A 24,922-nucleotide genomic window follows, 5' to 3' on the forward strand; every position below is an offset into this window, starting at 1 on the left:
ATTATCCTTTAATGTTTGATATGTCTTCATTAGAGATAATATTTTTATTTTTTAAAACATCTAATAAATTATTAAAATCTTTTCTAGCATCAGCAATCATTTGGAAAACTGCATTTATATCAACATGATCAATTTTACACATAGTTTCATCATCTTTTGAAAAATGAAATTTAAAATAATCCTCCAAATCATCTAAACATTTATCATGCAGCATAAAGCCTATAAAATTATGACGGCTCTTATCAGAATCAAAACCCTTTTCACCGCAATAAGGGCAAGTTTCTTTTGCAAGCTCAAGTTTATGGTACTCTAATGATTTGGTATAAAAATGTAAATTTAATATATCTTTATCATCTTTTGATAAAGAACTTGGATGAAGTGCTAATAAATGATTAATATGAGCGGTTTTTTCTGCATCTGTTAAACTTTCAAAAATTTCTAATGTCATAAAAAATATTCTCCTTTTTTTATAAATCGTTTTTCAAAGCACCTTTTTGATAAGATGTATTAGTTGTTTCCTGCAAAGCGGCATTTTGCTTATTTATATCCCTATAGCTGTTAAACCAATCTATAATATCTGACTTTTTTTCGGATAAATATTCTGTTTCAACTCCTAAATCCTTAAGTCTTACGCCCGCCCAATATTTTATGAAATTCTCACTTATAGATGAGTTTATTCCTGATACTTCCTTTCCGTCAAAAAGATATTTTGCCCATTTTATTTCTTCTTTTACCGTATAATCTGTCATTTCAGCTGCTATTTTATTATACCAGCCATTATTAAATAAATGAGTAAAGCCCTGATTTGAATCTTTTCTTAATATTGATATTAAATTTTTTCCTGTAGGCACATGAACATTAAGCTCATCATGTGCTATTAATTTTATAGTTTTTGTAAAGCCTGCTATTGCATTATCATAACTATTATTTATTGTAAATGTTACAAGAAAAGAAAAAGGAAATTTTATGCTTTCAAGAAGATAAATACCTGTTAATAATTGCAGCACTGCCTGTTTTTTTTCATCTAAAGAGGCATTAGAATTTTCTAAATTGCATAATTCATTAACATTTCCAAATAATTCCACTTCTTTTTCCATTCTATGCTTTACAAATTCATCATTATAAACTAAATCTAATGTTTCTGTAGCCTCATGACCGAAAACTTCAGAAAGCCCGTATGAATAGCTTTCAGCATGTATGTTTTCCTCTATGGCTATTCTTGCATAAAGTATAGACCATATTGAACTTGTTACTATTCTATTTAATACAGATGAAAACCCTGAAGTAACTCCGCTGTCCATTAATGTCTGATATGCTATATTAAGTTTGAAAGCCCTTTGAGCATTTTCAGGCAATGAAGAAAATTTTGTCTTGTCTGACTTATAATCTACTTCTTTTGAGAACCAAGTATTACCTTCGCTTGCTTCTTTAAGTTTTTTTGCTATTTCATGACTTACAGAATCAACCCTTATATAATGCCCAAAATCTCCGAAAAAAATTCTTTCATTTTGAGGTTTTTTATCTATATCTACTACTTTCATCTTTTCTCCGTAATAATATATGTTAAAAATTAAACTACGAATTTAATTAGTTATTCTAATTTTTTTTTTATATTTGTCAAGGATATATTTTTATTTATTTTTTATACTTTATTATACATATAATACAAATAAAATTATTGGATTTTTATTACAATATTTAAATTTTTGCTGTATAATCTTTTAATTACTTATAAAATACAGTGCTTTATATGATTTTAAGGAGTTTTATATGTTTTTAAGCAGTTTTGAGCATCTTGATTCCAAAGAAGTTTTCAGATGGTTTTATGAGATAAGCAGTATTCCAAGAGAATCAGGATATGAGAAAGAAATCAGCGATTTTTTAGTGAAATTTGCAAGAGATAGAAATTTAGAAGTTTATCAGGACAAAGAAAATAATGTCATAATTAAAAAGAAATCTTCAAAAATGTATGAAAATAGAAATGCAGTAATTATTCAAGGTCATATGGATATGGTTTGCGAAAAGACTAAAGATTCCAATCATAATTTTAGAAAAGATGGTATTGAATTGATAATAGAGAATGATATATTAAGGGCTAATAATACTACTTTGGGCGGAGATGACGGAATTGCTGTTGCTATGGGACTTGCTTTACTTGATTCTGAATGTATAGAACATCCTGCATTAGAATTATTAATTACAACAGCGGAAGAAACAGGAATGGACGGAGCATTTGAAATTACAGGAGAGTATTTATGCGGAAAAACTCTTATAAATATAGATGCTGAAGAAGAGGGTGTATTTTTGGTAAGCTGTGCAGGCGGACTTAATGCTTTAGCTGATTTTAATATAAAAAAAGAAGCTAATAATAATGAAGCATTAAAAATTGATATTTCAGGGCTTAAAGGCGGACATTCAGGAATAGAAATAAATAATCAAAGGGCAAATGCTATTAAAGTTTTGGGAAGACTTTTATATGCAGTAAAAAATGATATTAATATCGTATGCATAGAAGGAGGGGCTAAACATAATGTTATTGCAAAATATGCTTATGCTGTTATATCTGCTTATGATATGGATAAAGTAATATCTATTATAAAAGAAACTGCTGATAATATAAAATCTGAATACAAAATTGAAGATCCTAATTTAAAAATAACTTTTTCAAAATATGAAAATGCTGAAGAATGCTATACTAAAGAATTGAGTAATAATATTATAGATTTTATGATGCTTGCTCCAGACGGCGTACTTTATATGAGTAAGGACATTGAAGGATTGGTTCAAACTAGTGCCAATAATGGTATTCTTAAAGAAGAAAATAATAAACTGACATTTACAATATCTATAAGAAGTTCTGTTTCAAGTTCATTAAATGAAATAGTTTCAAGAGCTGAATCTGCCGCTTTAAGAACAAATGCTGATTTCAAAAGAGCAGGCGAATATCCTGCTTGGGAATATGATGCTTTTTCTAAAGTAAAAGATACAGCACTTCGTATATATAAAAAAGTAACAGGAAAAGATGCTGAAATAAAGGCTATACATGCAGGTTTGGAATGCGGAATATTAAAAAAAACTCTGCCTAATGTTGATATGATAAGTATGGGACCTAATATTTGGGATGTTCATACCCCTAAGGAGCATTTAAGCATATCTTCAGTTGATACTATGTGGAAAGTTTTAAAAGAACTCATTATAAATATAGAATGATTATTTAAATTGTATAATAGTTTTAGCATAAATATATTTGAATATGCTTATAATAAAAAAAATCGATAAAATTTATTTTTAGTATTGTTTTTATATATGATATATATTAATATGTACTGAAATATATTATTCGGAGTTATATATGATATACAATAATATGCTTGAATTAATAGGAAATACTCCTATATTAAGATTGAAAAATATAGAAGAGAAATTTGGTTTAAATAAAAATATAGAATTGTACGGCAAGGTAGAAAAAAATAATCCTGCTGGATCAGTAAAAGATAGGGCGGTTAAGCAGATAATTCTTAATTTATTTAAGGAAGGCAGGCTTAAAGAAGGCTCTACGATAATAGAACCTACTTCAGGAAATACAGGCATTGCTATGGCTGCTGTTGGAAAATATTTGAAGCTTAATGTTATAATAGTTATGCCTTCATCTATGTCGGAGGAGAGAAGAAAGCTTATAAGAGATTATGGAGCAAAACTTGAATTAGTTGATGGCGGAATGGATGCTGCTGTAAAAAAAGCAGAAGAATTAAATAAAAATACTCCTGATTCTATAATACCTGGGCAGTTTACTAATAAGTCAAATGTTGAAGCACATTATCTTACAACAGCACCGGAAATATTTAAAGATATTCCTGATGTTAATTATATATTTGCAGGTATCGGTACAGGCGGTACAATAACAGGAATAGGAAATTATGTGAAAGATAATAATAAAGATACTAAGCTTATAGGAATAGAACCTGAGGCTAGTCCTCTTCTCACAAAGGGAAAAGCTTCTCCTCATAAAATACAAGGCATAGGTGCTAATTTTATACCTGAAATTTTGGATTTGAATGTAGTATCAAAAATAATAGATATATCTAATGATAATGCTATAAATACTGCAAGAGAAATATGTTTCAGCGAAGGATTATTGGTAGGGATATCATCAGGAGCCTGCGTTTACGGAGCTATTGACTTCTCAAAAGAATTAAATGATTTAGATAAAAAAATTAAAATGCTTTGCATACTGCCTGATACAGGCGAAAGATATACTTGGAATTAAGAAGTAAATTCTTCTAAAAAATTATACCTTATTTTAAGGAGACAAATAAATGAAATTGAAAATATTTATAATTTCTTTTATATTTATTTTTTCAAGCATGCTTTTTCCTGCTTTTGAATTAGGCATTACGGCAAAATTTGGATTATCTGACAGCTTTACTGATTTAACAGGCGAAGTTTTTGAGCCGAGATTAGATTTAAATTTACAATTAGGTTATAACTTCCCTATAAATAAATCTTCTTTTAGGAGTATGAGTTTATTATTTGATACAGGAATAGATGCAAGAATGATATCTTTAAAAAATGCTGATTATAAAATAAATCAAGTAAATGCAGGTGCAATAACAACAGGCTTGGCATTAAAGTTTATATTTACTCCCGTTTTAAATTCAAGAATAGATTTAGCTTTCGGCATATCTTCAGGCGTTAAATTTATACCTATAATAGATGATTTAAATATAAAACCGAATAAAGTTCCAATATCTCCGTACATTAATTTATCTTTAGAAAATAGAATCTATAATATTAATAAAACAATGGCTATCGTATTCGGAATTAATATTTTTTATGAATATATGATATTTGATAAAAGAGATATAAATAACTTATTCGGAGGAGGCTATAATATAAATAAGCATCATTCAATAGGTGCTATGGCTGCTATAGGTTTTCATTTTGGAAAGCGTTAAACTTTATAATGATTAATTAAACGCCGAATTTTATTTTTTAGAAGAATTAAATGATTTAGATAAAAATTCTATGTATTTTTTCTGATACAAATGAAATATATACTTGGAATTGAAAGGATATTTTATGAAATTAAAAGCTTTTAATGAGCTTCCTAGTCAAAAAGATATTAAGGATATGGTTAAGCTTATAAGAGATTATATTTTTCCTAATTTTTTCAGAGAAAGCTTAAATATTGATATTTTGAAAAAAAGAATAGAAAAGCTTTATATAAAAATAGTTGCTAATGATTTTTTTTTGTTAGACTTTATGGAGCAGATTGATGATATAACTTTAAGTTTAGAAAAAGATTTGGAATTTTTTTTCGAGTCTGATCCTGCTTCAAAATCTTATGATGAAATAGTATTAACTTATCCAGGATTTAGAGCTATTTTTCATTATAGAATAGCACATATATTCTATAAACAGAAAGAATATTTAATAGCAAGAACTATATCTGAATTTGCCCATTCAAAAACTGGTATAGATATTCATCCTGGAGCCGTTATAGGAGATTCATTTTTTATAGATCATGGTACAGGCATAGTTATAGGAGAAACTACTATAATAGGGCATAATGTAAAAATATATCAGGGAGTTACTTTAGGGGCATTATCTCTAACCGATGGAAGAAGTTTAGAAGGGCAAAAAAGACATCCTACAGTTTGTAATTATGTTACAATATATGCTAATGCTTCTATATTCGGAGGAAATACGGTAATAGGCGAAAATACTGTAATAGGGGCTAACTGTATAGTTTTAGAGTCTGTGGGAGAGAATGAAAAAGTATTATTTAATGAAAATATGTCTGTATAAATAAGGCTTTATTTTATATAAATTCAGGCTTTTGATTTTTTATTACTTATAAAAATTGTTTTTATTAATAGTAAACTAGCTTATAATTTTTATAATCAGCTTTCTAGTATTATTAAAATATATAAATAAAATACTAATCTTATAAAACTATAAAACTTCATTGAAATAATTACTGATATAATATAATATTATGTTAATTAAATTATGTTAATAATATTATTTATAGTAAATTCAAAGGATTTTCTATGGCTTCAGTTGTTGCTTTTGGCGAGATAATGCTGAGACTTTCGCCTCCTTCCAATTTAAGATTTGTGCAGACGAATTCTTTCGATGCAAGATTCGGAGGAGGAGAAGCTAATGTTTCTTTTGCTTTATCAAATTTCGGTATAGATACTTCATTTGTTACAAAACTTCCAAAAAATGATATAGGCTATGCTTGTATTAATGAATTAAGAAGATACGGAGTTGATGTTTCAAATATAGTTTTTGGCGGAGACAGAATAGGAATATATTTTTTAGAGAAAGGTGCAAGTCAAAGAGGCTCAAAAGTAATATATGACAGAGCCAATTCTTCTATATCTCAAAGCAGTAAAGAAGATTTTAATTGGGATAAAATATTTGATAATGCAAAATGGTTTCATCTTACAGGCATTACTCCCGCACTTGGAAAGAATGTTGCTGATATTTGTATAGAAGCCTGCAAAAAGGCTAAAGAAAAAAATATTACTATTAGCTTGGATTTAAATTATAGAAAAAAATTATGGACTTCAGAAGAGGCAAATAAGACTATGAGTAAATTAATGCCTTATATTGATATATGTATAGCCAATGAGGAAGATGCTGAAAAAGTATTCGGTATTAAAGCAAAAGACAGTAATATCATAGAAGGTAAATTATCTAATGAAGGTTATAAATATGTAGCTAAGGAAATAGCAGATAGATTTAAAGTTAAAAAGGTTGGAATTGCTTTAAGAGGTTCAATTTCTGCAAGTGAAAATCTATGGTCTTGTATGCTTTATAATGGAAGCGAATATTTTTTCTCAAAAGAGTATTTAATAAAAATAGTTGATAGGGTAGGGGGAGGAGACAGTTTTTCTGCAGGGCTTATATACTCATTTTTAAATGGAAAAGATGACAGAGAGGCATTAGAGTTTGCTGCTGCTGCAAGCTGTTTGAAGCATTCTATAGAAGGTGATTTTAATATAGTCTCTGTTGATGAGGTTATGACTGTTTATAATGGAGATGCTTCTGGGCGTATACAGAGATAGCTTATATAATTTTAATTAAATATTCATTTTATAATTTATTCTTGACAATTTATATTATTCTAATAAAATAGTATAATAAATATATTGGGAGTATTAAAAATGAAAGATGTAATTATATCTATAGACATAGGCGGTACATCTATGAAAGGGGCTATTGTAGAAGAAAATGGAAATATACTATACAAAGATAATTTTGATGTAAACCCTAAACATACAACAGAAGAACATAAAAAAGTTATTGCTGAGTTTATAGAAAAATTAAAGAGTAATATTCCTAATGATTATAAGGCTGTAGGTTTGGGTATAGATTGTCCGGGTGTTATGAATAGAGAAACACTTCATATTGGGGGAGCTGAGAATATTCCAGGAATTAAAGGATTAAAATTTTCTGATATAGGGGATATGTTTAATTTACCTACAAAAACTGCCAATGATGCTAGTGCTGCAGCATTAGGAGAAGCAAAATACGGAAGCGGTAAGGAAAAAGATTATCGGTCTGTAATGCTTGTAACTCTTGGAACAGGTGTCGGAGGCGGATTCGTACTTAACGGACAATTATTTACTGGTTCTTTAGGCGGAGCAGGAGAAATAGGACATGTGTTTGTAATGCCTGATGGGGATAAATGTAATTGCGGTTCAAGTGGCTGTATAGAAAGATATGCATCAGCTACAGGCTTTATTGCTATGGCTAAACAGAAAATTCATAAAAATGTTATTCCTACATCTTTGACTTATGAAGAATTAGATAAAGGCAAGGCTAAGGCTCTATTTGATGCTGCTAAAAAAGGAGATTTGCTTGCTAAAGAAACTATTGCAGAATGTTCATATTATTTGGGTATGTCTATAGCACAGGCTTTGAATATGCTTGATTTGGATTTGGTGCTTATAGGAGGCGGGCTTTGTAAAGATTTTGATATGATGATAGAACATATTAAAAGAGGTGTGAGAAATTACGGGCTTGGAATGATGGTTAATAATGTTGAAATAAAACCTGCTTCTTTGGGTAATGATGCAGGAGTTTTAGGCTGTGCTGCTTTATTTTTTAGAAATAATTAAATATTTTATTTAAAATAAATTAAGGCTTACTAATAAAATATATCAGTAAGCCTTTTGTTTTTTATAAGATTAATTATCTAATATAAAAATATTATTTTTCAAAAACTAAACTATCTCCTGATTTAATAATTTTTATAGTATCTCCTTCTAAATATTTTCCTGCAAGCATTTCCTTAGCTAAAGGATTTTCTATATATGTCTGTATAGCTCTTTTTAATGGTCTTGCCCCAAACTGAGGATCATAGCCTATATCAGAAATATATTCTAAAGCCTCATCGCTTACATCTAAAGTTATTCTTCTGTCTTTAAGTCTGTTTGCTACTCTTACTATTTGATTTCTCACTATCTCAGTAATATATTTTTTATCGAGTCTTGTAAATGTTATTATTTCATCTATTCTATTTAAAAACTCCGGTCTAAATGACATTTTCAAAAGCTCCTGAATTTTTTCTTTTATATCATTAGTATTATCAGCTTCAAGAATCAAATCAGAACCTAAATTGCTAGTCATTATTATAATAGCATTTTTGAAATCAACTATTCTTCCCTGTCCGTCAGTAAGTCTTCCGTCATCTAATACCTGAAGCAGAACATTAAATACATCAGGATGAGCTTTTTCTATTTCATCAAAAAGTATAACAGAATAAGGTTTTCTTCTTACAGCCTCAGTTAATTGTCCGCCCTCATCATAGCCGACATATCCTGGAGGAGCTCCTATAAGTCTTGTAACAGAGAATTTCTCCATATACTCACTCATATCTATTCTTGTTAATGCATGCTCATCGCTGAATAAAAAATCAGCAAGAGTTTTAGCAAGTTCGGTTTTTCCCACTCCTGTAGGTCCTATAAATAAGAAACTGCCTAAAGGTTTATTCTCATCAGAAAGACCTGCACGGTTTCTTCTTATAGCATCTGCAACTGAAGTTATAGCCTCATCTTGTCCTACAACTCTTTTATGCAAAACCTCTTCAAGCTGTAAGTATTTCTGCTTTTCACTTGCAAGCATTTTGCTTACAGGTATTCCAGTCCATACAGATATTACTCTAGCTATATCATCTTCAGAAATTTCTTCTCTCAAAAGTCTTTTTTTATCTGAAGTTTTTGCTTCTTCCATTGACTTTAAAGATTCTTCAAGTTTTTTCTGAAGTTCAGGAATTTTACCGTATTTTATTTCAGCAGCTTTTGCTAAATTACCTTCTCTTGTATATTGAGTTTCTTTTATATTTAAAGCCTCAAGTTCTTCTTTTAATTTTCTTGTATCTTCAATCCTTCCTTTTTCATTATCCCATTGAAGCTTCATAGTGTTTCGTTCTTCAGAAAGTTCAGATAATTCTTTTTCAAGCTTTTCTAATCTCTCTTTAGAAGCAGCGTCATTTTCTTTTGAAAGTGCCTGCTTTTCTATATTAAGCTGTAAAATTTTTCTTTCTATTTTATCAAGTTCTGCAGGCTGACTGTCTATTTCGATTTTTAATTGGCTTGCAGCTTCATCTACCAAGTCAATAGCTTTGTCAGGCAAGAATCTATTTGTTATATATCTGTTGGATAAAACTGCAGCAGCAACTAATGCATCATCTTTTATTCTAACGCCATGATGAACTTCATATTTATCTTTTAATCCTCTTAGTATTGATATAGTATCTTCAACTGTAGGCTCTTTACAATAAACCTGCTGAAATCTTCTTTCAAGTGCTTTATCTTTTTCAATATATTTTCTGTATTCATCTAAAGTAGTAGCACCTATTGCCCTTAATTCTCCTCTTGCTAATGCAGGCTTTAATAAATTAGAGGCGTCCATTGCACCTTCAGTAGCACCAGCTCCTACAAGAGTATGAAGCTCATCTATAAATAATATTATACTGCCCTCTGATTTTTCTATCTCTGTAATTACGGCTTTTAATCTCTCTTCAAACTCTCCTCTGAATTTAGCACCTGCAACTAATGCTCCTAAATCCAAAGCTAATAGTCTTTTATCTTTAAGTCCTTCAGGTACATCTTGAGAGACTATTCTTCTGGCAAGTCCTTCAACAATGGCAGTTTTACCTACTCCGGGCTCTCCTATAAGTACAGGATTATTTTTTGTTCTTCTTGATAATACCTGCATAACTCTTCTTATCTCTTCATCTCTTCCTATAACAGGATCTATCTTTTCATCTTCTGCTAATTTTGTTAAATCTCTGCAGTATTTATCAAGAGACTGCATTTTAGCTTCGGGATTTTGACTATTTACTTTCTGCCCGTTTCTTAATACCTTTAATGCTGTTAAAATTTCTTTTTTGCTTATGCCGTTTTTTCTAAGCATATCGCCTGCTTTATTATCCGCTTCTGAAAGTGATAAAAATATATGCTCTGTAGAAACATATTGATCTTTTAAAGCATTTGCTTCTTTTTCGGCTTTTGCCAAAACTTTACCTGCATTAGATGATAAATGCAGCTGAACATTTTCTCCTGTTACTTTTACATTTTCATCTACTAATTTTTGAGTTTTGTCTATCAATGTATTTATAGGAACGCCTATTCTTTCAACTAAAGGCTGAATAAGTCCGTCTTCCTGTTTTAATAATGCTAAAAGTAAATGCTCGCTTTTTATTTCATTATGGTCTTCGCCATTAGCTATATTAGCAGCTTCATTTACTGCATCTTGTGCTTTTATTGTATATTTGTTATAATCCATTTATAATTAATTGACGGCTTAAAACCGCCTAACTCCTTTTTTATTAATTATTTAAATTTAATTAAATAACTGATTATATATATGCAAGAAATATGCCAGAAAAATATATATAAATGTATTGTTTTTTATATATTTTTTTTTAATAGTGTATTTTTTTTATAATATTATTATTAATGATTGTATAAATTTTATATATAAAAATTTTATTATTGTATAAAAATAATACTTATAGATATAGCTATTATATAAATTATTATTAATTTATTAAATTAATATGTTATAGATATATGTAAAAAATACTATTTATGATATAATATTTTCCAAAATTATTTAAATTATTTATCTATATTAAAAAAATTTTATACTAAAATTTTATACTATTAATTATAATTTTTTAGTAATTTAAGAATTTTTTATTAATTAAAGAAAATAATATTTTGTACAGATATTTATTAAATACAAAAATGATAGGAGTTTATTATATGGATACTGTATCGGCTATAGTGGCAAAGGTGAACGGTTTTTTATGGGATTATTTATTAATAATTTTATTATGCGGAAGCGGAATCTATTTTACTATAAGGTTTAAATTTGTCCAGATTTTCAAGTTTAAAGACGGCTGGAACAGAACATTCGGCAGTCTTTCTCTGTCTGGAAAATCAGCAGATAAAGAGGGTATAAGTTCTTTTCAGTCTTTAGCAACTGCTATTGCTGCTCAGGTTGGAACAGGTAATTTAGCTGGTACAGCTGCAGCTTTAATATCAGGAGGACCTGGTGCTATATTTTGGATGTGGGTATCTGCTTTTTTGGGAATGGCTACTATATTTGCAGAAGCCTCTTTAGGGCAGAAATATAAAACTACAACAGAAGACGGGCATATTATAGGAGGACCTGCTTATTATATTCAAGCAGCTTATAGGGGATTGTTTGGAAAAATATTATCAGTTTTATTTTCAGTATTTATTATATTAGCTTTAGGCTTTATGGGAAATATGGTTCAGTCTAACTCTATAAGCAGTGCTTTTGTGAATGCATTTCCTAATATCAAGCCTATATATATTGGAATAATATGTGCTTTAATATCGGCATTCATATTTATAGGAGGGCTTAAAAGAATAGTTTCATTTGCTGAAAAAGTAGTTCCTATAATGGCTTTATTTTATATAATAGGCTCATTGATAATAATTTTAATGAATATTGAAAAATTACCTAATTCTATACTATTAATATTTAAATCCGCTTTTAATCCTCAGGCAGTTATAGGCGGAGGTTTAGGAATAAGCGTTCAGAGGGCTGTACGCTTTGGTGTGGCTAGAGGTTTATTTTCAAATGAGGCGGGTATGGGTTCTACTCCTCATGCTCATGCTTTGGCTAAAGTTAAGCATCCTTGCGAACAGGGTGTAGTTGCTATGATAGGAGTATTCTTTGATACTTTTATAGTTGTAACTTTAACTGCTTTAGTTATACTGACTTCAGATATTCTTCAAACTCAAATATATACTCTTAATTCATCAGTTAATATACCAGAGATTTTAAAAGGCGTAGGTTTGCCTCAGGAAGCATTCAGATTAGGTTTTGGTTATTTAGGCGTTATATTTGTTGCTGTATGCTTATTTTTCTTTGCTTTCACTACTATAATAGGCTGGTATTTTTTTGGAGAGCAGAATATTAAATATTTATTCGGAGTTAAAGCAGCTAAAATTTATGCCGTATTTGTTGTAGGGTTTATACTTTTGGGTTCGGCATTAAAGGTTGATTTGGTATGGGCATTGGCAGATACTTTTAACGCTCTTATGGTTATTCCTAACCTTTTGGGGCTTTTGGCTTTGGGAAGTGTGGTTTCAGTATTATTTAAAGAGTATAATACTTTAAACAAAAAATAATATTAATGATTATAAAAATGAAAGGGCTTATAAAAAATATAAGTCCTTTTTTATTGAGGCTGTAGCAGACAACTAAAAAGTCTCCTTTCTACGAATGTCAGGCACTCACAAGTTTTTTATTTCTTTATTATTACTAGCTATAAACTCGTTTTAAATTAACTTATAACTTCCTTCGTCAGTTGTAAGCTGCTTGTTTATAGCTTTAAAAAAATTTATTTAATTCAATAATTACAAAGCATAATATTTCTATTATATATTATATTAGTATATCAAAAAAATATTTAAGTAAATAAAAATATTTGTATGTACGGTATTTAATATAATCAAATATAAAAAGTAAATCAAAAAATATGCAGTAAATTTTAATTAAAACGCATAGTATTTTACTTTTTTGCTAGTGATAAACTATATTATTCTTTAGGCTTAAATATGAGAGAAATGGAATTAACGCAGTGTCTTGTATTTTTTTCTGTAAGATGTTCTCCTTCAAATACATGTCCTAAATGTCCTCCGCAATTATTGCATGTTATTTCTATTCTGTAGCCGTCTTCATCTAATGTTCTTCTTACCGCTCCTTTTATTTCATCATCAAAACTTGGCCAGCCGCAATGTGATTTGAATTTATCTTCAGAGCGGTATAGTTCAGCACCGCATTGTTTACAGCAGTATACTCCTTCCTCAAAAAAGTCATTATATTTTCCTGTAAAAGGGTATTCTGTTCCTTTAAATATTATTATATTTCTCTCTTCTTCAGTTAATTCTTTTTTTTCCATTTTTATACACCTCTTTATATTTTATATATCTCTTTATATATATTTTTTTATATTAATAAAAAGCATAGCATATATGCTATTATATAAAAATGATATTATAGATTAAATTATAAGTCAATCAATATTTATAAAAAAGATAAACGCATTATATTGATTATGAAATCATACTTTATTTTTTATTAATAGTTTTAGTTTTTATGTGAAAAAAATAATTAATAAATCATAAAAGCTATAAAACAAAATATATTTTTAATAATCAAAAAAGTTATTCATATCATTTAAAATTTCTCTCATACTTCCTCTTAATACTTTTGCTTTAGGAAGTGAGTGAATAAATTGACTGCCGTAATTTTTAGTAAATAATCTTTTATCAAGTACAAATACAACGCCTCTGTCATCTTTGCTTCTTATAAGGCGTCCGAAACCCTGCTTGAATTTTATAACAGCAAAAGGCAGAGCATAATCCAAAAATGCATTGCCTCCGTTTTCTTCAATATATCTGTATCTTCCCTCGCTTATAGGATCAGTCGGTACGGCAAAAGGCAGTTTAGGTATTATAACAACTTCTAAATTTTTCCCGGCAACATCAACGCCTTCCCAAAATGAATCAACTCCGTAAAGCACATTATTTGAAGATGCTTTGAACATATCAAGTAAAGTATGTCTATGTATCGAAGCAGTCTGAGCCAAAGCATTAATATTTTTACTTTTCAATTTTTCTGATGTCTTCTCATACACACTCATAAGAGATGAAAAAGAAGTGAAAAGTATAAAAGCCCTTCCTCCTGTTATACCGCATACATCTAATAATACTTTTGATGTGAAATCATTAAATGTATCTGCAGAAGCATCAGGCATATCAGAAGCAATATAAAGCCTTGCATTATCTTCATAATTGAATGGAGATTCTAAATATATTTCTATTTTTTTATTTTTATCTATATAATCAAAACCCAATCTATTTGAAAAGAAATTAAAGCTCTTTGAAACTGTTAAAGTAGCAGAATACATTGCCACAGTATCGAATCTTGAATATAAAAAATCATTTAAATTTTTTGCAACTGTTACAGGAGTTAAATGCCAATTAAGAATGAGATTTCCTTTTTTTGTAAGTCTTGCTTCAATCCATCTTATATATTCATCTTTTTTATAATCTATTACTGAGTTTAATGATACTAATTGTCTTTTAAGTCTTTCTAAATAGGCATTTGACATTTGTGCTGTTTCTTCATAATCAAAATCTTTTTCTATTGCTATATCAAAAAACTTTTTATATAATTTATCGCATATATTTACAAGCGAAGTAATAGAAATAACAATCTCTCTAAGAGGCTTCAGTCCTTCATTTTGCCAATGCTTAGTCATTACAAGTTCAGGACTTATTCTGAATTTATATCCTAATCCTTCTTTTGTCTGAATATTTTTATGACAGTAAGAAATAAACTCTTTAGATTTATCTTCAATTACATTTCTAACCCTTGAAGTTAAATCATGTACTTTATTTATCAAATCAGTTATTTCTTCATATTCATTCTTTTCTATAGATGATTTTTTTTCATTAAGCATATTATTAATACTTTCTATAATGCCTAGTCTTTTATTTTTCTTTATTCTTGAAATATAAAAAAGTGCTTTTAATACGCCGTTTTTACTGCCCTCATTTCCAAAATAACTAGAAGCAGAGTTTTCAAAATTATGTGCCTCATCAATTAAAACTTTAGTATATCTTGGAAGAAGGCTGTATCTTCCTGCTGTTTCTGCATAAAGAGATAAATCAGCACATAGTATATGATGATTAACTATTAAAAGCTGAGCCGAGTTTAACTGCTTACGCATTTTATAAAAATAACAGTCCTCTAAATATTCGCATTTTCTATGAGTACAAGTATCAGTATCGCAGCATACCATTTCCCATAACTCGCTTTTAGGTTTATAGCCTAAATCTGTTATAGAGCCGTCTTTAGTTATATTAAGCCAATTATCTATATCCTCAAAAAAATTTACCTGTTCATTAAAATCTAATTTATCAGTATCATTTAAAGTATCTTTTACTTTTTTTATGCATACATAATTATTTCTTCCCTTAACCAAAGCATATTTTACACTTGGAGCTACTGCTCCTATAATAGAAGGTATATCTTTTGAAATAATCTGTTCCTGCAGATTTATTGTATTAGTGGATATTACTATTCTAGTTTTATTTTCTTTAAGCCATAATAGGGCAGGAATTAAATATGCAAAAGATTTTCCAATTCCTGTTCCAGCCTCAGATATTAAATGCTTATTATTATTAAATGCTTCAATAGTAGCTTCAACAAGTTCCGTTTGTTCCTGTCTGTATTCGTACTTTTTTAGTAATTGATTCAAAATACCGTTTTCTGTAAACATATATAAAGCTTCAGGAGCATCTATAGTTTTTACATTTTCTGATTTTATAGGTTTTACAACTTCATAATAATCCTCAGCATCATTATTAATTATATAAAAACCTACACCCGCATTATTTCCAAGTTCGCTTGCTATAGCCAAATCTGCTCTTGAAGGTGTAAGCTGTCCTGAAGGATGATTATGAATTACAGCATCAAATTCTAATGATAATGATACTATGGCAGGTACAGAATCTTTATTTCCTCTGGCTATTACCTCTATATAATCTAAAATATTATGAGTATTAAAATTTATTCCAAAGTATACTTCATTACCATAAGCATCTACTATGGCTTTTCTCATATAATTAATTGCATCTATTGAAAATACATTATATATTTCTCTTGAATAATTATTACTCATACTAGCACAATAATATAGTATATATTGCAATGTTTGTCAATATATTATAGTTTTAATAAAAAATAAAATAATTATTAAAAACAGTTATATTTTATATATAGAAAAATTAATTTTAATTAAAAATCTGTACAAAAACCTTTATATTTTTCTATATACCCTATAGGATTATATGACATTTTTGCTTTTCTAAGTCCTAAATCTCCTACATCCTGTTCTCTATTAACAAATTTAAATTTTTCATAATCATTTATACTATTTTTTAAATTCTCTAAAAACATTTTATTTATAGCCTGATAAGAGCCTTTATAATTTCTGTCTCCTCTTTCTGAATGAATTACTATAGTATCTCTCATACTTAAATCAGCTATTGTATATGCTGCTATACTTTTATCTATATATATTGCTCCTCCTATTATATTGTCTATCATATCCCAATTATTTAAAAATGTTTTTATCATAATAGTATCAGCTTCTGCTCTTATTTCATGCGATAATAATTTTTTGCTTTCAAAGGTTTCGCATTCTTCCGTACTACTATTACTGTCATCTGAAACAGCATTATTTTTTTTCTCTTCTTCCTGCCATTTAATTTCAAAATCAATAATATCTTTTACAATATTATTATCAATTAATTTATATTCAAATTCATTTTTTATAAACTGATTATATAAATTTTTTTTATTATGAAATTTTTTACCAGATAAAGCTACAAGCTCATTAAAATCATATAAATATTCCCACTCATCTCTGGCTTCTTTTACTTTTATCTTAGTTGTTTTCTCCCAAAATAAAGCAAGTTCTTTAGGTATTCTTATAATGGATTCTCCTGATATTTCACAAGGATTAAAACCATCGCAGAAATTTGCATTAAACCAATCTCCTACAGGCGCCCAATATATTGTATACGGAGATTTTTGTCTTATCCAAACTAATTTTTCAGTAAATGCCCATTCAAGCATATATATATCTTTAAGCCCTAGAAGATTCATAAATGTATAATCAGCAGACTGCTCAGGAGTTATTGAAAAATATTTATGATATAGTTCTTGTTTATCTAATGAAATAGGTTCAAAATTAAGCATATATTTAATCCTTAAAAATTATTGATTATTTATTTTATATATTTATATAAGAATTATTTATTTTTATTAATAAAACTTCTTATCTTTCTGAAAAAATCATTCTTTCCATTTTCATCTATGAGTATATATTTCAGCATAAATCTTAAATACGGATGATATACATACATAGTTTCTTTTATTGTCATTTTTGTTTTATCATTTTCATCATCTTCAAATATATATGTCCATAAAGCTGTAAATTCATTTTCAATTTTTACTATAGATATTTCGCTATTTTCTATTCTTCTTACCTCTATTAATTCCTGATATATTCTTCTATTTGAATATGTCTGCATTATTTTTAATTTATTACCATCAAGTTTTTCTACATTTACTATTGATATATATTTCAGCCAAGCAGGATAATTTTCATAATCTATAAGCAGATTATATAATTCATTTTTTTTAATATTAAATATTTGAGTTTTTTCTTTAGAAAAAGAGGGCGGTATTTTTTTACCTATAAGTATAGGAACGAATATCATTACAGCCATAAGAAAAAGCGGCAGTAATATAAATACAGGCACTAAATATATAAGCATTATTTTCCCCTTTTTGTCAGAGTATAAAATTTTGAATTATAATATTTATCAAAGAAATTCTGCAGTATTACAAGTATTATACCGCAAAAAGGAACTGCAAACAATACGCCTAAAAATCCAAATAATACTCCTCCTATAATTGTACTAAACATTACAGCAATAGGGTGAATTTTTACAGATTTTCCCAATATTTTAGGAGCCATTAAACCTGAATCTAAAATCTGTATAAAGCCGTATATAGCAGATATTTTCAAAGCTCCCTGCCACCATATATTTTCTGTTATAATTCCTGTAAATAATGCAATAACAAATGCAATAAAAGGTCCTGTAAACGGAATATAATTTAAAAGCCCTCTAAGCAAAGCCAATATAAATGCATATCTTATATTCATCAAAGAAAGCAGAATATAGCTCATTATAAAAAAAGAGGCAGCAAGTATTGTCATTCCTCTTATATAGCTGTTTATAATATAATTTGATTTTTTTATTATGCTGCTTATAGAAGTCTGCCACCTTATAGGTATTAATTTTATCATTTTTAATTGTATATTTTGAAAGTCCAGCATTAAATAGAAAGTTACAAATGGAAGTATTACAAAATATGAAAAAATTATGCTGAATATTCTTGTAATGCTGTTAATATTTTTAATTCTAAAGTCTATCATATTTCTATACATAAGCGTAATTATACCTGTACTTCCGAATAAAAAATCATTTATAGCTTTTGCATTTATTTCTAAATTCATATCAAAACTTTTACCTATAGTTCTATTTAATTTTTCAGATAAAGATATCAAAAGCTCTGATATAGAATTATATGTTTTTTCTATATAATGAGGAAGTGTTTTTAATATAATTTCTACTTGTTCTATAGTTCTAGGCAAAATAAATATAAAGAATATTATAGCAATAGTAAGAAGCGGTATAAATATTAATAATACAGCAGCTATTCTAGGAATTTTAGTTTGCATTTTAGTTATCAATGGATCAAATAGATAGGCTATAAATATACCGCATATAAATGGTGCTGCTAAATATCCTGCTTCCTTAATTACCCATAAAGTGAATAGAGATAATATTAAAACCATTGAAATTTTAGCCCATATATATTTCCAAAAAGGAAGTAAAGCTGATATTAAAATAAGGAATAATATTATTGGGTTTATTATTTCTCTGATTAAAATGCAAAAATAAAAAAAAGCACTTATTATTATTACAATTAATAATATTTCTCCGCCAATAATAAAAATTTTATTATGTGTCAGAGTTCTATTATTATCTTTAGAAAAAAAACTATTTTTATTATCCATATAAAATATTTTTATTTTAAATTAACAATTCTATATTATAATATAAATAGTTTTTTTACAATAATTAAAAATTTTATTATTTAAAAAATATAAAAAAACACTTGCTATTTTTTTCTTCTATGCTATAATACTATTCATATTATTAATGAATTATTTAAAGGGCCTGTAGCTCAGATGGCTAGAGCGTTCGACTGATAATCGAAAGGTCGGTGGTTCAATTCCTCCCAGGCCCAAAGCTCAGGACTTATTAAATATATATTCGGGGGTTTAGCTCAGTTTGGGAGAGCGACTGCCTTGCACGCAGTAGGTCGTGGGTTCGATCCCCATAACCTCCACAGTTTATAAGAACTATCCTTGAATACTTTTGTAAGGATAGTTCTTATTCTATTAACTAATAATTTTTTATCTTAAAAAACTTCGGGAGATTTTATGATGAAAAATATAACCTCTTCATTAATTATTTTATTACTGATTATTATGCCGTTTTCAAAAATATATGCTCTTAATCAAGATGAAGAAACTTTTTTAGATGCTGCTGTATTCGGAGATGAAGATATTATAAAAAAAATTATTTCTAAAAATATTAATATTAATATACAAGATGATGTAGGTAATACCGCCCTTATATTAGCATGTATGGAAGGACATATTAAAGTTGTAGAATTATTAATCAAAGAAAATGCTGATAAGTCAATAGTAAACAAGTATGGAAATAATGCTTTATTTTATGCAAAGCAAAAAAATTATAATAATATAATAAAACTATTGGAATAATATTTTTATATAAAATACTAAAAAATTAATTCTTCATTATTATTTTCTTCTTCTAAAATATAGTTTGTTATTATAACAATTTCATCTTTATCATCAAGTTTGCATTTATGGTTAGGATTCAATATAATATCATTATGTCTTTTAATACCGATTAAAATAATTTTCCTTTTTAATAGAGAAAAATAAACATCTATAAAATTTTTTGATTCTTTAAAGTAATATGAATATGACTGTATTATAATATCTTTTCCATTTTTGCTTAAAAGCCCGTAGAAAATATATAATATATTTGAACTTATAGAAGCCTGTGCCATAAGCATACCTATAAGTTTGCCGCTTACTATAAAATCTCTCACATCATCTGAATATATCAAATTTCTTTTTTGTATGGAGTTTAATAAAGATAATATTGCTATATCTAATTTTTCTTTTTTTATTATTTCTCTTATAATCAAAAGTATATTGATGCTTTTTACATCTGTTATATTATCTTCAGATATTAGTACTATTTTTGTTATATTTTCTTTTTTTAGTTTATCTAATATGAATTTATATTTTTTCTTTTGAGACACTATCAAATTATAGCTTATCATAATTATATTATGATTTTCTACATATTCTGATATTTCTTTTATTATCTCATCATATCTTTTTTCCTCGCATATTAATAAAATATTATTTTTATATTTCGTAATATTAAGCTTTATATCAGGATATTCTTTAATAGGATTTTCATAATTATTTTTTGACAGTATTACAAGCCTATTTTCTTTTTTTATTATATAATTATAATTAGGCACAATTAATTGAGTTCTATCTTCTTTAGCTATTCCAAGCAAAATCATTCCTTTATCAAAATATTTTGAAGCTGCATCTTCAAAACTAGAATTATCAAAATCATGATCTTCTTCTATATAAAATATATTTCCGTCATTTGAAAATAAATCTTCATAAACATTACTCAAACCTGTATAAATAATACTTTGGGCAATGAGTTTATATAAAATTTCATATTTATAAATCATATGAATAACAAAATTTTTATGTTCAATAGATTTTAATATTTCAACAGTATCTTCTTCGTGAATTAAGACGCATATATTAATTTTATTGTATATTTTACGCTCTTCTATTTCTTCTATAATTTTTTTTAAAGCTAGGAGTATATTTATAGATTCGGTATCATCATTATTGATTATTGATATGCTTGATGATTTTTCTATATTTAATAATTTTATATTTTCTATTCTGCCTGTATTTCCTTCTCTTATTATAATATTTGTCTTTTTATATCCTTTTATAAATGAAATTCTCTTTCTTATAATATCAACATTATGTTCAGAAAGTATTACTATTGTTTTTACTTTAGCTTTTATAAACTCTTCAATTATAGTTAAAGCCTCTTCTCCATACCCCATAATAATAGCATGATTTTTTTCCATTATAAAAGCATTTCCTTTACTAAGATTATTAATTCTATCCTGTAAAGCCTTATTAATCATAGCTATAAGAGAACCCCAACCGCATACGCCTATAAAAGTTACTATTAAAAAAGTTATTAAAACTCCTATATTTCCTTCTACAGATGAGATATTTCCTGTATCTATAAACTGCATCAAACTATCCCAAAATGCATCTTTAGGAGAATACTCAAAAAATACTATTATAAATATTGATACTATTAAAAGAAGAATGATTATTACAAATACTAAAAGCATTAATTGATAGAAAAGACCCTTATTAAGCATTCTATCGATTCTATATTTTATATATTTTACTATATCTCTTATCATAAAATACTCATAAAATTTTTATATAAAGATTATACAAAAACATATTAAAAAAATCAAAATATTTTTAATAGCAAATTATTTATCAGCACTTTTATTTTTATTATACTTTTTATTCAATACCCTAGAAAAACAATCCAATCCATAATCAGCAAAATCTTGTTTATCTTTTATATGATATGCAAGCCCTGCAACCATAGCTGCATTGTCTGTTGTATATTTAAGGGCTGGAAGATAGCATTCAAAATCAGATGAGTTTCCAAATCTCTCTCTTAAATAGCTATTGCAGGCAACTCCTCCTGATAATGTAACTCTTTTAATACCGCTTTTCTGAACATATTTTAATGTTTTAATATATAAAGGTTCTATGGCACTTATTTGAAAGGCTGCTGCTATATTTTCATTTGTAGCTTCATAACCGCTTTTAAGATATTTTTTTGTGGAGTATATGCATGCTGTTTTAAGCCCGCTGTATGAAAAATTAAATTCATCTATGCCATTTAAAAGTACGATAGGATATTTTATAGCATCTTTATTTCCTTTTCCTGCTAATTTATCTATTATAGGACCTCCGGGATATCCGAGATTTAAAAATTTAGCTACTTTATCATAAGCCTCTCCGACTGCATCATCTAATGTAGTGCCTATTACTTTATATTCTCCATAATCATAAACTTCTGTTATTATAGTATGCCCTCCGGATACAACTAATGCTATATAAGGAAATTTTATATTATTGGTAAGATGAGGAGAATAAATATGTGCTGCTATATGATCCAATGCAAGCAGCGGTTTATTCAGTGAAAAAGCCAATGCCTTTGCACTTCCTACACCTACAAGCAGAGAACCTAAAAGTCCTGGTCTGTTTGTAACTGCAATTAAATCTATATCGTTTAAATCAGTATCTGCATCTTTTAATGCTTTATCTATTACATATAATATAGCTTCTAAATGCTTCCTTGCTGCAATTTCAGGTACTACTCCTTGAAATTCTTTATGTGCATCTATAGATGAACTCAATACCGATGATAAAACATTATTTCCATTTTCAACTACAGAAGCAGAAGTATCATCGCAGGAAGTATCTATGCCTAATATTTTCATATTATCTCCGATTATCTAATTTATAAAAATTATTAAAAAATATTTATATAATATATATTTTTTTATACTATTTGTAAATAGTTTATAAAACCAAAAGATTTATTATATTGAGAAGTTAAAAGATATAGAAACAAAAATTAAAAAGCTTTGTAGAAAGCAAATAAAATGTCATATTAGCTTAAACAGGATTATAAAATTATATTATTATTTTTGATAATTTATTTTTATAAGTTTCAAATCTGCTGATATCATAAAAAGACAAGGTAAAAATATTAATGTTAAAAGTGCCGCAAATAAAAGTCCGTAAGCCATAGCCATAACCATAGGTACTATTAAATCAGCATGTCCTCCTATACCATAAACTGTGGGAAGAAGTCCGAATATTGTAGTAACTGTTGTTAAAAATATAGCTCTGAATCTGTCGCCTGTTCCTTCAACTACTGCATTGAGCACATCTTCTCTTGTATGTATATTTCCTTGTTCAAGTATTCTGTTAATTAAGTCTACCATTATAATACCATTATTTACAACAACTCCTGCAAGCCCGACTATGCCAACGGCACCAACGAATGACATAGGCATTCTATGAACAGCAAATCCAAGTATAACACCTATTTTAAAAATATTTTCAGAAACTACTATTGAGTTATCAACTATCATACCTAAAACTGTTATTATTCCGCCTAAAGAAATTATATTAAAAGTTATTCCAGAGTATGTCATATAAATAAGAGAAACCGAAATAACTATAAGCATTCCAAGCGAAGTAAATATTGCACTTTTAAAATCCAAAAATATTATAAGTATCATAAATATTATTTTAAATTTAATTTATGAAAATACTGCAGATTAGTCATATATTTCATTTATAATATTGTGATAATAATAAAATAAATAAAGAAGATTTATTATGTATTTTGATTGTAAGAAGTTTACATAATATTTTTGCAATTATATATTGATAATAGTTATTTTTTTATATATACTATACTATAAATTAATGGATTATAGGATATATAATGATAAATGTAGGTATTATAGGAGCAGGCGGCTGGGGACTTGCACTTGCAAATATTTTTTCAGAGAAGCATAATATTAAAGTATGGGTGCATAGTGAAGATAGTTATAAAATATTAAGCATTTCTCATAGAAATGATAATTATTTAAAAAATATAGAATTAAATAATAATATAAAATTTACAATGGATATAGGCGAAGCTGTTAATGACAGCGAAATAGTCATAATAGTAACCCCTTCATTTGCTTTTGCTGAAGCCTGCATAAATATAGAGCCTTATATAAGTAATGAACAAATACTTGTATCTGCAACTAAAGGACTTGACAGAAAAACAGGAAAAACTATGAGCGAAGTAGCCAGAAGCATTATATCAGGTGATTTATCAATATTAACTCTTTCAGGTCCTTCTCATGCTGAAGAAACTGCTAAGGGAGTTCCTACTGCTGTAGTTATAGGAGGCGAGAAAGGTGTTTCAGAATATGTAAGAGATACATTAACAGTTCCTCCTAAATTTAGAATATATAATTCTACAGATCAAAAAGGCGTAGAAATAGGCGGAGCTTTAAAAAATATCATAGCCATTGCAGGCGGTATAGTGGACGGTCTTAAACTTGGAGATAATACTAAAGCAGCACTCATAACAAGGGGACTTCACGAAATAGTAAGATTTGCATTAAGCAAAGGTGCAAGAATAGATACTATGTACGGATTATCAGGAATAGGCGATTTAATAGTTACATGTTCAAGCGGATTAAGCAGAAATAATAGATTGGGAAGAGAACTTTCTAAGGGAAAAAAATATAAAGAAGTAATAGCAGAAAATCATGGGCAGGTTGCTGAAGGAGTATATGCAACTACAGCAGCTTATGAATATGCACAAAAAAATAATATTTATATGCCAATAACCGAAGCAATATATAATATACTATTTAATAATGCAGACATACAAAATACTTTAAAAGAGCTTATGAGTAAAGATGCAAAAAGCGAGGGCTTTTTTTAATAAATAATAAT

The 24,922-nt window shown here is 27.8% G+C and carries 19 protein-coding genes, 2 tRNA genes and 1 pseudogene; 11 read left to right on the forward strand and 11 right to left on the reverse strand.

What is annotated here, in order from left to right:
- Position 1: 1 nt before the first annotated feature.
- Together QZ288_RS00965 and QZ288_RS00970 are read right to left on the reverse strand one after the other, a co-directional pair.
- Positions 2–448 (reverse strand): hypothetical protein, encoded by a 447-nt coding sequence (locus QZ288_RS00965; RefSeq protein WP_295154000.1) that lies wholly within the window; start codon positions 446–448, stop codon positions 2–4.
- 19 nt (positions 449–467) lie between these two features.
- Positions 468–1,541 carry a ribonucleotide-diphosphate reductase subunit beta gene (locus QZ288_RS00970; protein WP_295154002.1) on the reverse strand — a complete coding sequence of 358 codons (1,074 nt, stop codon included), beginning with the start codon at positions 1,539–1,541 and terminating at the stop codon, positions 468–470.
- 229 nt (positions 1,542–1,770) lie between these two features.
- Here QZ288_RS00970 and QZ288_RS00975 point away from each other — a divergent pair, with 229 nt between their 5' ends.
- From QZ288_RS00975 to QZ288_RS01000, 6 genes are all read left to right on the forward strand, one after another.
- The gene (locus QZ288_RS00975) at positions 1,771–3,210 is read left to right on the forward strand and encodes an aminoacyl-histidine dipeptidase (protein WP_295154004.1); all 1,440 of its coding nucleotides are present in this window, start codon (positions 1,771–1,773) and stop codon (positions 3,208–3,210) included.
- A 142-nt stretch (positions 3,211–3,352) separates the two neighbouring features.
- Positions 3,353–4,267 (forward strand): cysteine synthase family protein, encoded by a 915-nt coding sequence (locus QZ288_RS00980; RefSeq protein WP_295154006.1) that lies wholly within the window; start codon positions 3,353–3,355, stop codon positions 4,265–4,267.
- Positions 4,268–4,316: 49 nt separating this feature from the next.
- A complete protein-coding gene (locus QZ288_RS00985) occupies positions 4,317–4,955 on the forward strand; it encodes a hypothetical protein (RefSeq protein ID WP_295154008.1) in 639 nt (212 codons plus the stop codon).
- Positions 4,956–5,079: 124 nt separating this feature from the next.
- A complete protein-coding gene (gene epsC, locus QZ288_RS00990; protein ID WP_295154010.1) occupies positions 5,080–5,808 on the forward strand; it encodes a serine O-acetyltransferase EpsC in 729 nt (242 codons plus the stop codon).
- A gap of 245 nt (positions 5,809–6,053) precedes the next feature.
- Positions 6,054–7,076: a sugar kinase gene (locus QZ288_RS00995; protein ID WP_295154012.1), complete on the forward strand. Its 1,023-nt coding sequence runs from the start codon at positions 6,054–6,056 to the stop codon at positions 7,074–7,076.
- A gap of 99 nt (positions 7,077–7,175) precedes the next feature.
- Complete coding sequence (locus tag QZ288_RS01000) at positions 7,176–8,132, forward strand: ROK family protein (RefSeq protein WP_295154014.1); 957 nt, start codon at positions 7,176–7,178, stop codon at positions 8,130–8,132.
- A 91-nt stretch (positions 8,133–8,223) separates the two neighbouring features.
- Here QZ288_RS01000 and clpB read toward each other — a convergent pair whose 3' ends face one another.
- Entirely contained in the window at positions 8,224–10,803 is a 2,580-nt protein-coding gene (gene clpB / locus QZ288_RS01005) for an ATP-dependent chaperone ClpB (protein WP_295154016.1), read from the reverse strand.
- 482 nt (positions 10,804–11,285) lie between these two features.
- On the opposite strand from clpB, the gene QZ288_RS01010 reads away from it, so the two are divergent.
- Entirely contained in the window at positions 11,286–12,686 is a 1,401-nt protein-coding gene (locus QZ288_RS01010; protein ID WP_295154018.1) for a sodium:alanine symporter family protein, read from the forward strand.
- Between the two features lie 410 nt (positions 12,687–13,096).
- Here QZ288_RS01010 and QZ288_RS01015 read toward each other — a convergent pair whose 3' ends face one another.
- The 5 genes from QZ288_RS01015 to QZ288_RS01035 all read right to left on the reverse strand — a co-directional run bounded on the left by QZ288_RS01015 (position 13,097) and on the right by QZ288_RS01035 (position 19,000).
- Positions 13,097–13,459 carry a methionine-R-sulfoxide reductase gene (locus tag QZ288_RS01015; RefSeq protein WP_295154020.1) on the reverse strand — a complete coding sequence of 121 codons (363 nt, stop codon included), beginning with the start codon at positions 13,457–13,459 and terminating at the stop codon, positions 13,097–13,099.
- A gap of 249 nt (positions 13,460–13,708) precedes the next feature.
- The gene (locus tag QZ288_RS01020; protein WP_295154022.1) at positions 13,709–16,249 is read right to left on the reverse strand and encodes a helicase C-terminal domain-containing protein; all 2,541 of its coding nucleotides are present in this window, start codon (positions 16,247–16,249) and stop codon (positions 13,709–13,711) included.
- Positions 16,250–16,365: 116 nt separating this feature from the next.
- Positions 16,366–17,331: a phosphatidylglycerol lysyltransferase domain-containing protein gene (locus QZ288_RS01025; RefSeq protein WP_295154024.1), complete on the reverse strand. Its 966-nt coding sequence runs from the start codon at positions 17,329–17,331 to the stop codon at positions 16,366–16,368.
- A gap of 53 nt (positions 17,332–17,384) precedes the next feature.
- Complete coding sequence (locus tag QZ288_RS01030) at positions 17,385–17,912, reverse strand: SRPBCC family protein (protein WP_295154026.1); 528 nt, start codon at positions 17,910–17,912, stop codon at positions 17,385–17,387.
- Positions 17,912–19,000, reverse strand: a complete 1,089-nt coding sequence (locus QZ288_RS01035) for an AI-2E family transporter (protein WP_295154028.1) — start codon at positions 18,998–19,000, stop codon at positions 17,912–17,914. Before QZ288_RS01035 ends, QZ288_RS01030 begins: the two co-directional genes overlap by 1 nt.
- 381 nt (positions 19,001–19,381) lie before the next feature.
- On the opposite strand from QZ288_RS01035, the gene QZ288_RS01040 reads away from it, so the two are divergent.
- The 3 genes from QZ288_RS01040 to QZ288_RS01050 all read left to right on the forward strand — a co-directional run bounded on the left by QZ288_RS01040 (position 19,382) and on the right by QZ288_RS01050 (position 19,996).
- Positions 19,382–19,455 (forward strand) — tRNA-Ile (locus QZ288_RS01040).
- Between the two features lie 28 nt (positions 19,456–19,483).
- Positions 19,484–19,557, forward strand: a tRNA-Ala gene (locus QZ288_RS01045).
- A 97-nt stretch (positions 19,558–19,654) separates the two neighbouring features.
- On the forward strand, positions 19,655–19,996 hold the full coding sequence (locus tag QZ288_RS01050; RefSeq protein WP_295154122.1) for an ankyrin repeat domain-containing protein: 342 nt from the start codon (positions 19,655–19,657) through the stop codon (positions 19,994–19,996).
- Between the two features lie 17 nt (positions 19,997–20,013).
- Here QZ288_RS01050 and QZ288_RS01055 read toward each other — a convergent pair whose 3' ends face one another.
- The 3 genes and pseudogenes from QZ288_RS01055 to QZ288_RS01065 form a co-directional block, all read right to left on the reverse strand.
- Positions 20,014–21,789 (reverse strand): hypothetical protein, encoded by a 1,776-nt coding sequence (locus tag QZ288_RS01055; protein WP_295154030.1) that lies wholly within the window; start codon positions 21,787–21,789, stop codon positions 20,014–20,016.
- A gap of 75 nt (positions 21,790–21,864) precedes the next feature.
- On the reverse strand, positions 21,865–22,890 hold the full coding sequence (tsaD, locus tag QZ288_RS01060; RefSeq protein ID WP_295154032.1) for a tRNA (adenosine(37)-N6)-threonylcarbamoyltransferase complex transferase subunit TsaD: 1,026 nt from the start codon (positions 22,888–22,890) through the stop codon (positions 21,865–21,867).
- A gap of 204 nt (positions 22,891–23,094) precedes the next feature.
- Positions 23,095–23,505, reverse strand: a pseudogene (locus QZ288_RS01065) (efflux RND transporter permease subunit); the annotation flags it as partial.
- Between the two features lie 404 nt (positions 23,506–23,909).
- On the opposite strand from QZ288_RS01065, the gene QZ288_RS01070 reads away from it, so the two are divergent.
- Positions 23,910–24,911: an NAD(P)H-dependent glycerol-3-phosphate dehydrogenase gene (locus QZ288_RS01070; RefSeq protein ID WP_295154034.1), complete on the forward strand. Its 1,002-nt coding sequence runs from the start codon at positions 23,910–23,912 to the stop codon at positions 24,909–24,911.
- The last annotated feature ends 11 nt before the right edge of the window (positions 24,912–24,922 follow it).

Origin of the sequence: uncultured Brachyspira sp. (assembly GCF_910578695.1) — a bacterium.
In the GTDB taxonomy this organism is placed as follows: domain Bacteria; phylum Spirochaetota; class Brachyspiria; order Brachyspirales; family Brachyspiraceae; genus Brachyspira.

Coding starts and splice junctions, on each gene's coding strand:
- QZ288_RS00965 (WP_295154000.1), bottom strand. CDS start 448: ATGACATTAGAAATTTTTGAAAGTTTAACAGATGCAGAAAAAACCGCT.
- QZ288_RS00970 (WP_295154002.1), bottom strand. CDS start 1,541: ATGAAAGTAGTAGATATAGATAAAAAACCTCAAAATGAAAGAATTTTT.
- QZ288_RS00975 (WP_295154004.1), top strand. CDS start 1,771: ATGTTTTTAAGCAGTTTTGAGCATCTTGATTCCAAAGAAGTTTTCAGA.
- QZ288_RS00980 (WP_295154006.1), top strand. CDS start 3,353: ATGATATACAATAATATGCTTGAATTAATAGGAAATACTCCTATATTA.
- QZ288_RS00985 (WP_295154008.1), top strand. CDS start 4,317: ATGAAATTGAAAATATTTATAATTTCTTTTATATTTATTTTTTCAAGC.
- epsC (WP_295154010.1), top strand. CDS start 5,080: ATGAAATTAAAAGCTTTTAATGAGCTTCCTAGTCAAAAAGATATTAAG.
- QZ288_RS00995 (WP_295154012.1), top strand. CDS start 6,054: ATGGCTTCAGTTGTTGCTTTTGGCGAGATAATGCTGAGACTTTCGCCT.
- QZ288_RS01000 (WP_295154014.1), top strand. CDS start 7,176: ATGAAAGATGTAATTATATCTATAGACATAGGCGGTACATCTATGAAA.
- clpB (WP_295154016.1), bottom strand. CDS start 10,803: ATGGATTATAACAAATATACAATAAAAGCACAAGATGCAGTAAATGAA.
- QZ288_RS01010 (WP_295154018.1), top strand. CDS start 11,286: ATGGATACTGTATCGGCTATAGTGGCAAAGGTGAACGGTTTTTTATGG.
- QZ288_RS01015 (WP_295154020.1), bottom strand. CDS start 13,459: ATGGAAAAAAAAGAATTAACTGAAGAAGAGAGAAATATAATAATATTT.
- QZ288_RS01020 (WP_295154022.1), bottom strand. CDS start 16,249: ATGAGTAATAATTATTCAAGAGAAATATATAATGTATTTTCAATAGAT.
- QZ288_RS01025 (WP_295154024.1), bottom strand. CDS start 17,331: ATGCTTAATTTTGAACCTATTTCATTAGATAAACAAGAACTATATCAT.
- QZ288_RS01030 (WP_295154026.1), bottom strand. CDS start 17,912: ATGCTTATATATTTAGTGCCTGTATTTATATTACTGCCGCTTTTTCTT.
- QZ288_RS01035 (WP_295154028.1), bottom strand. CDS start 19,000: ATGGTTTTAATATTATCTCTATTCACTTTATGGGTAATTAAGGAAGCA.
- QZ288_RS01050 (WP_295154122.1), top strand. CDS start 19,655: ATGAAAAATATAACCTCTTCATTAATTATTTTATTACTGATTATTATG.
- QZ288_RS01055 (WP_295154030.1), bottom strand. CDS start 21,789: ATGATAAGAGATATAGTAAAATATATAAAATATAGAATCGATAGAATG.
- tsaD (WP_295154032.1), bottom strand. CDS start 22,890: ATGAAAATATTAGGCATAGATACTTCCTGCGATGATACTTCTGCTTCT.
- QZ288_RS01070 (WP_295154034.1), top strand. CDS start 23,910: ATGATAAATGTAGGTATTATAGGAGCAGGCGGCTGGGGACTTGCACTT.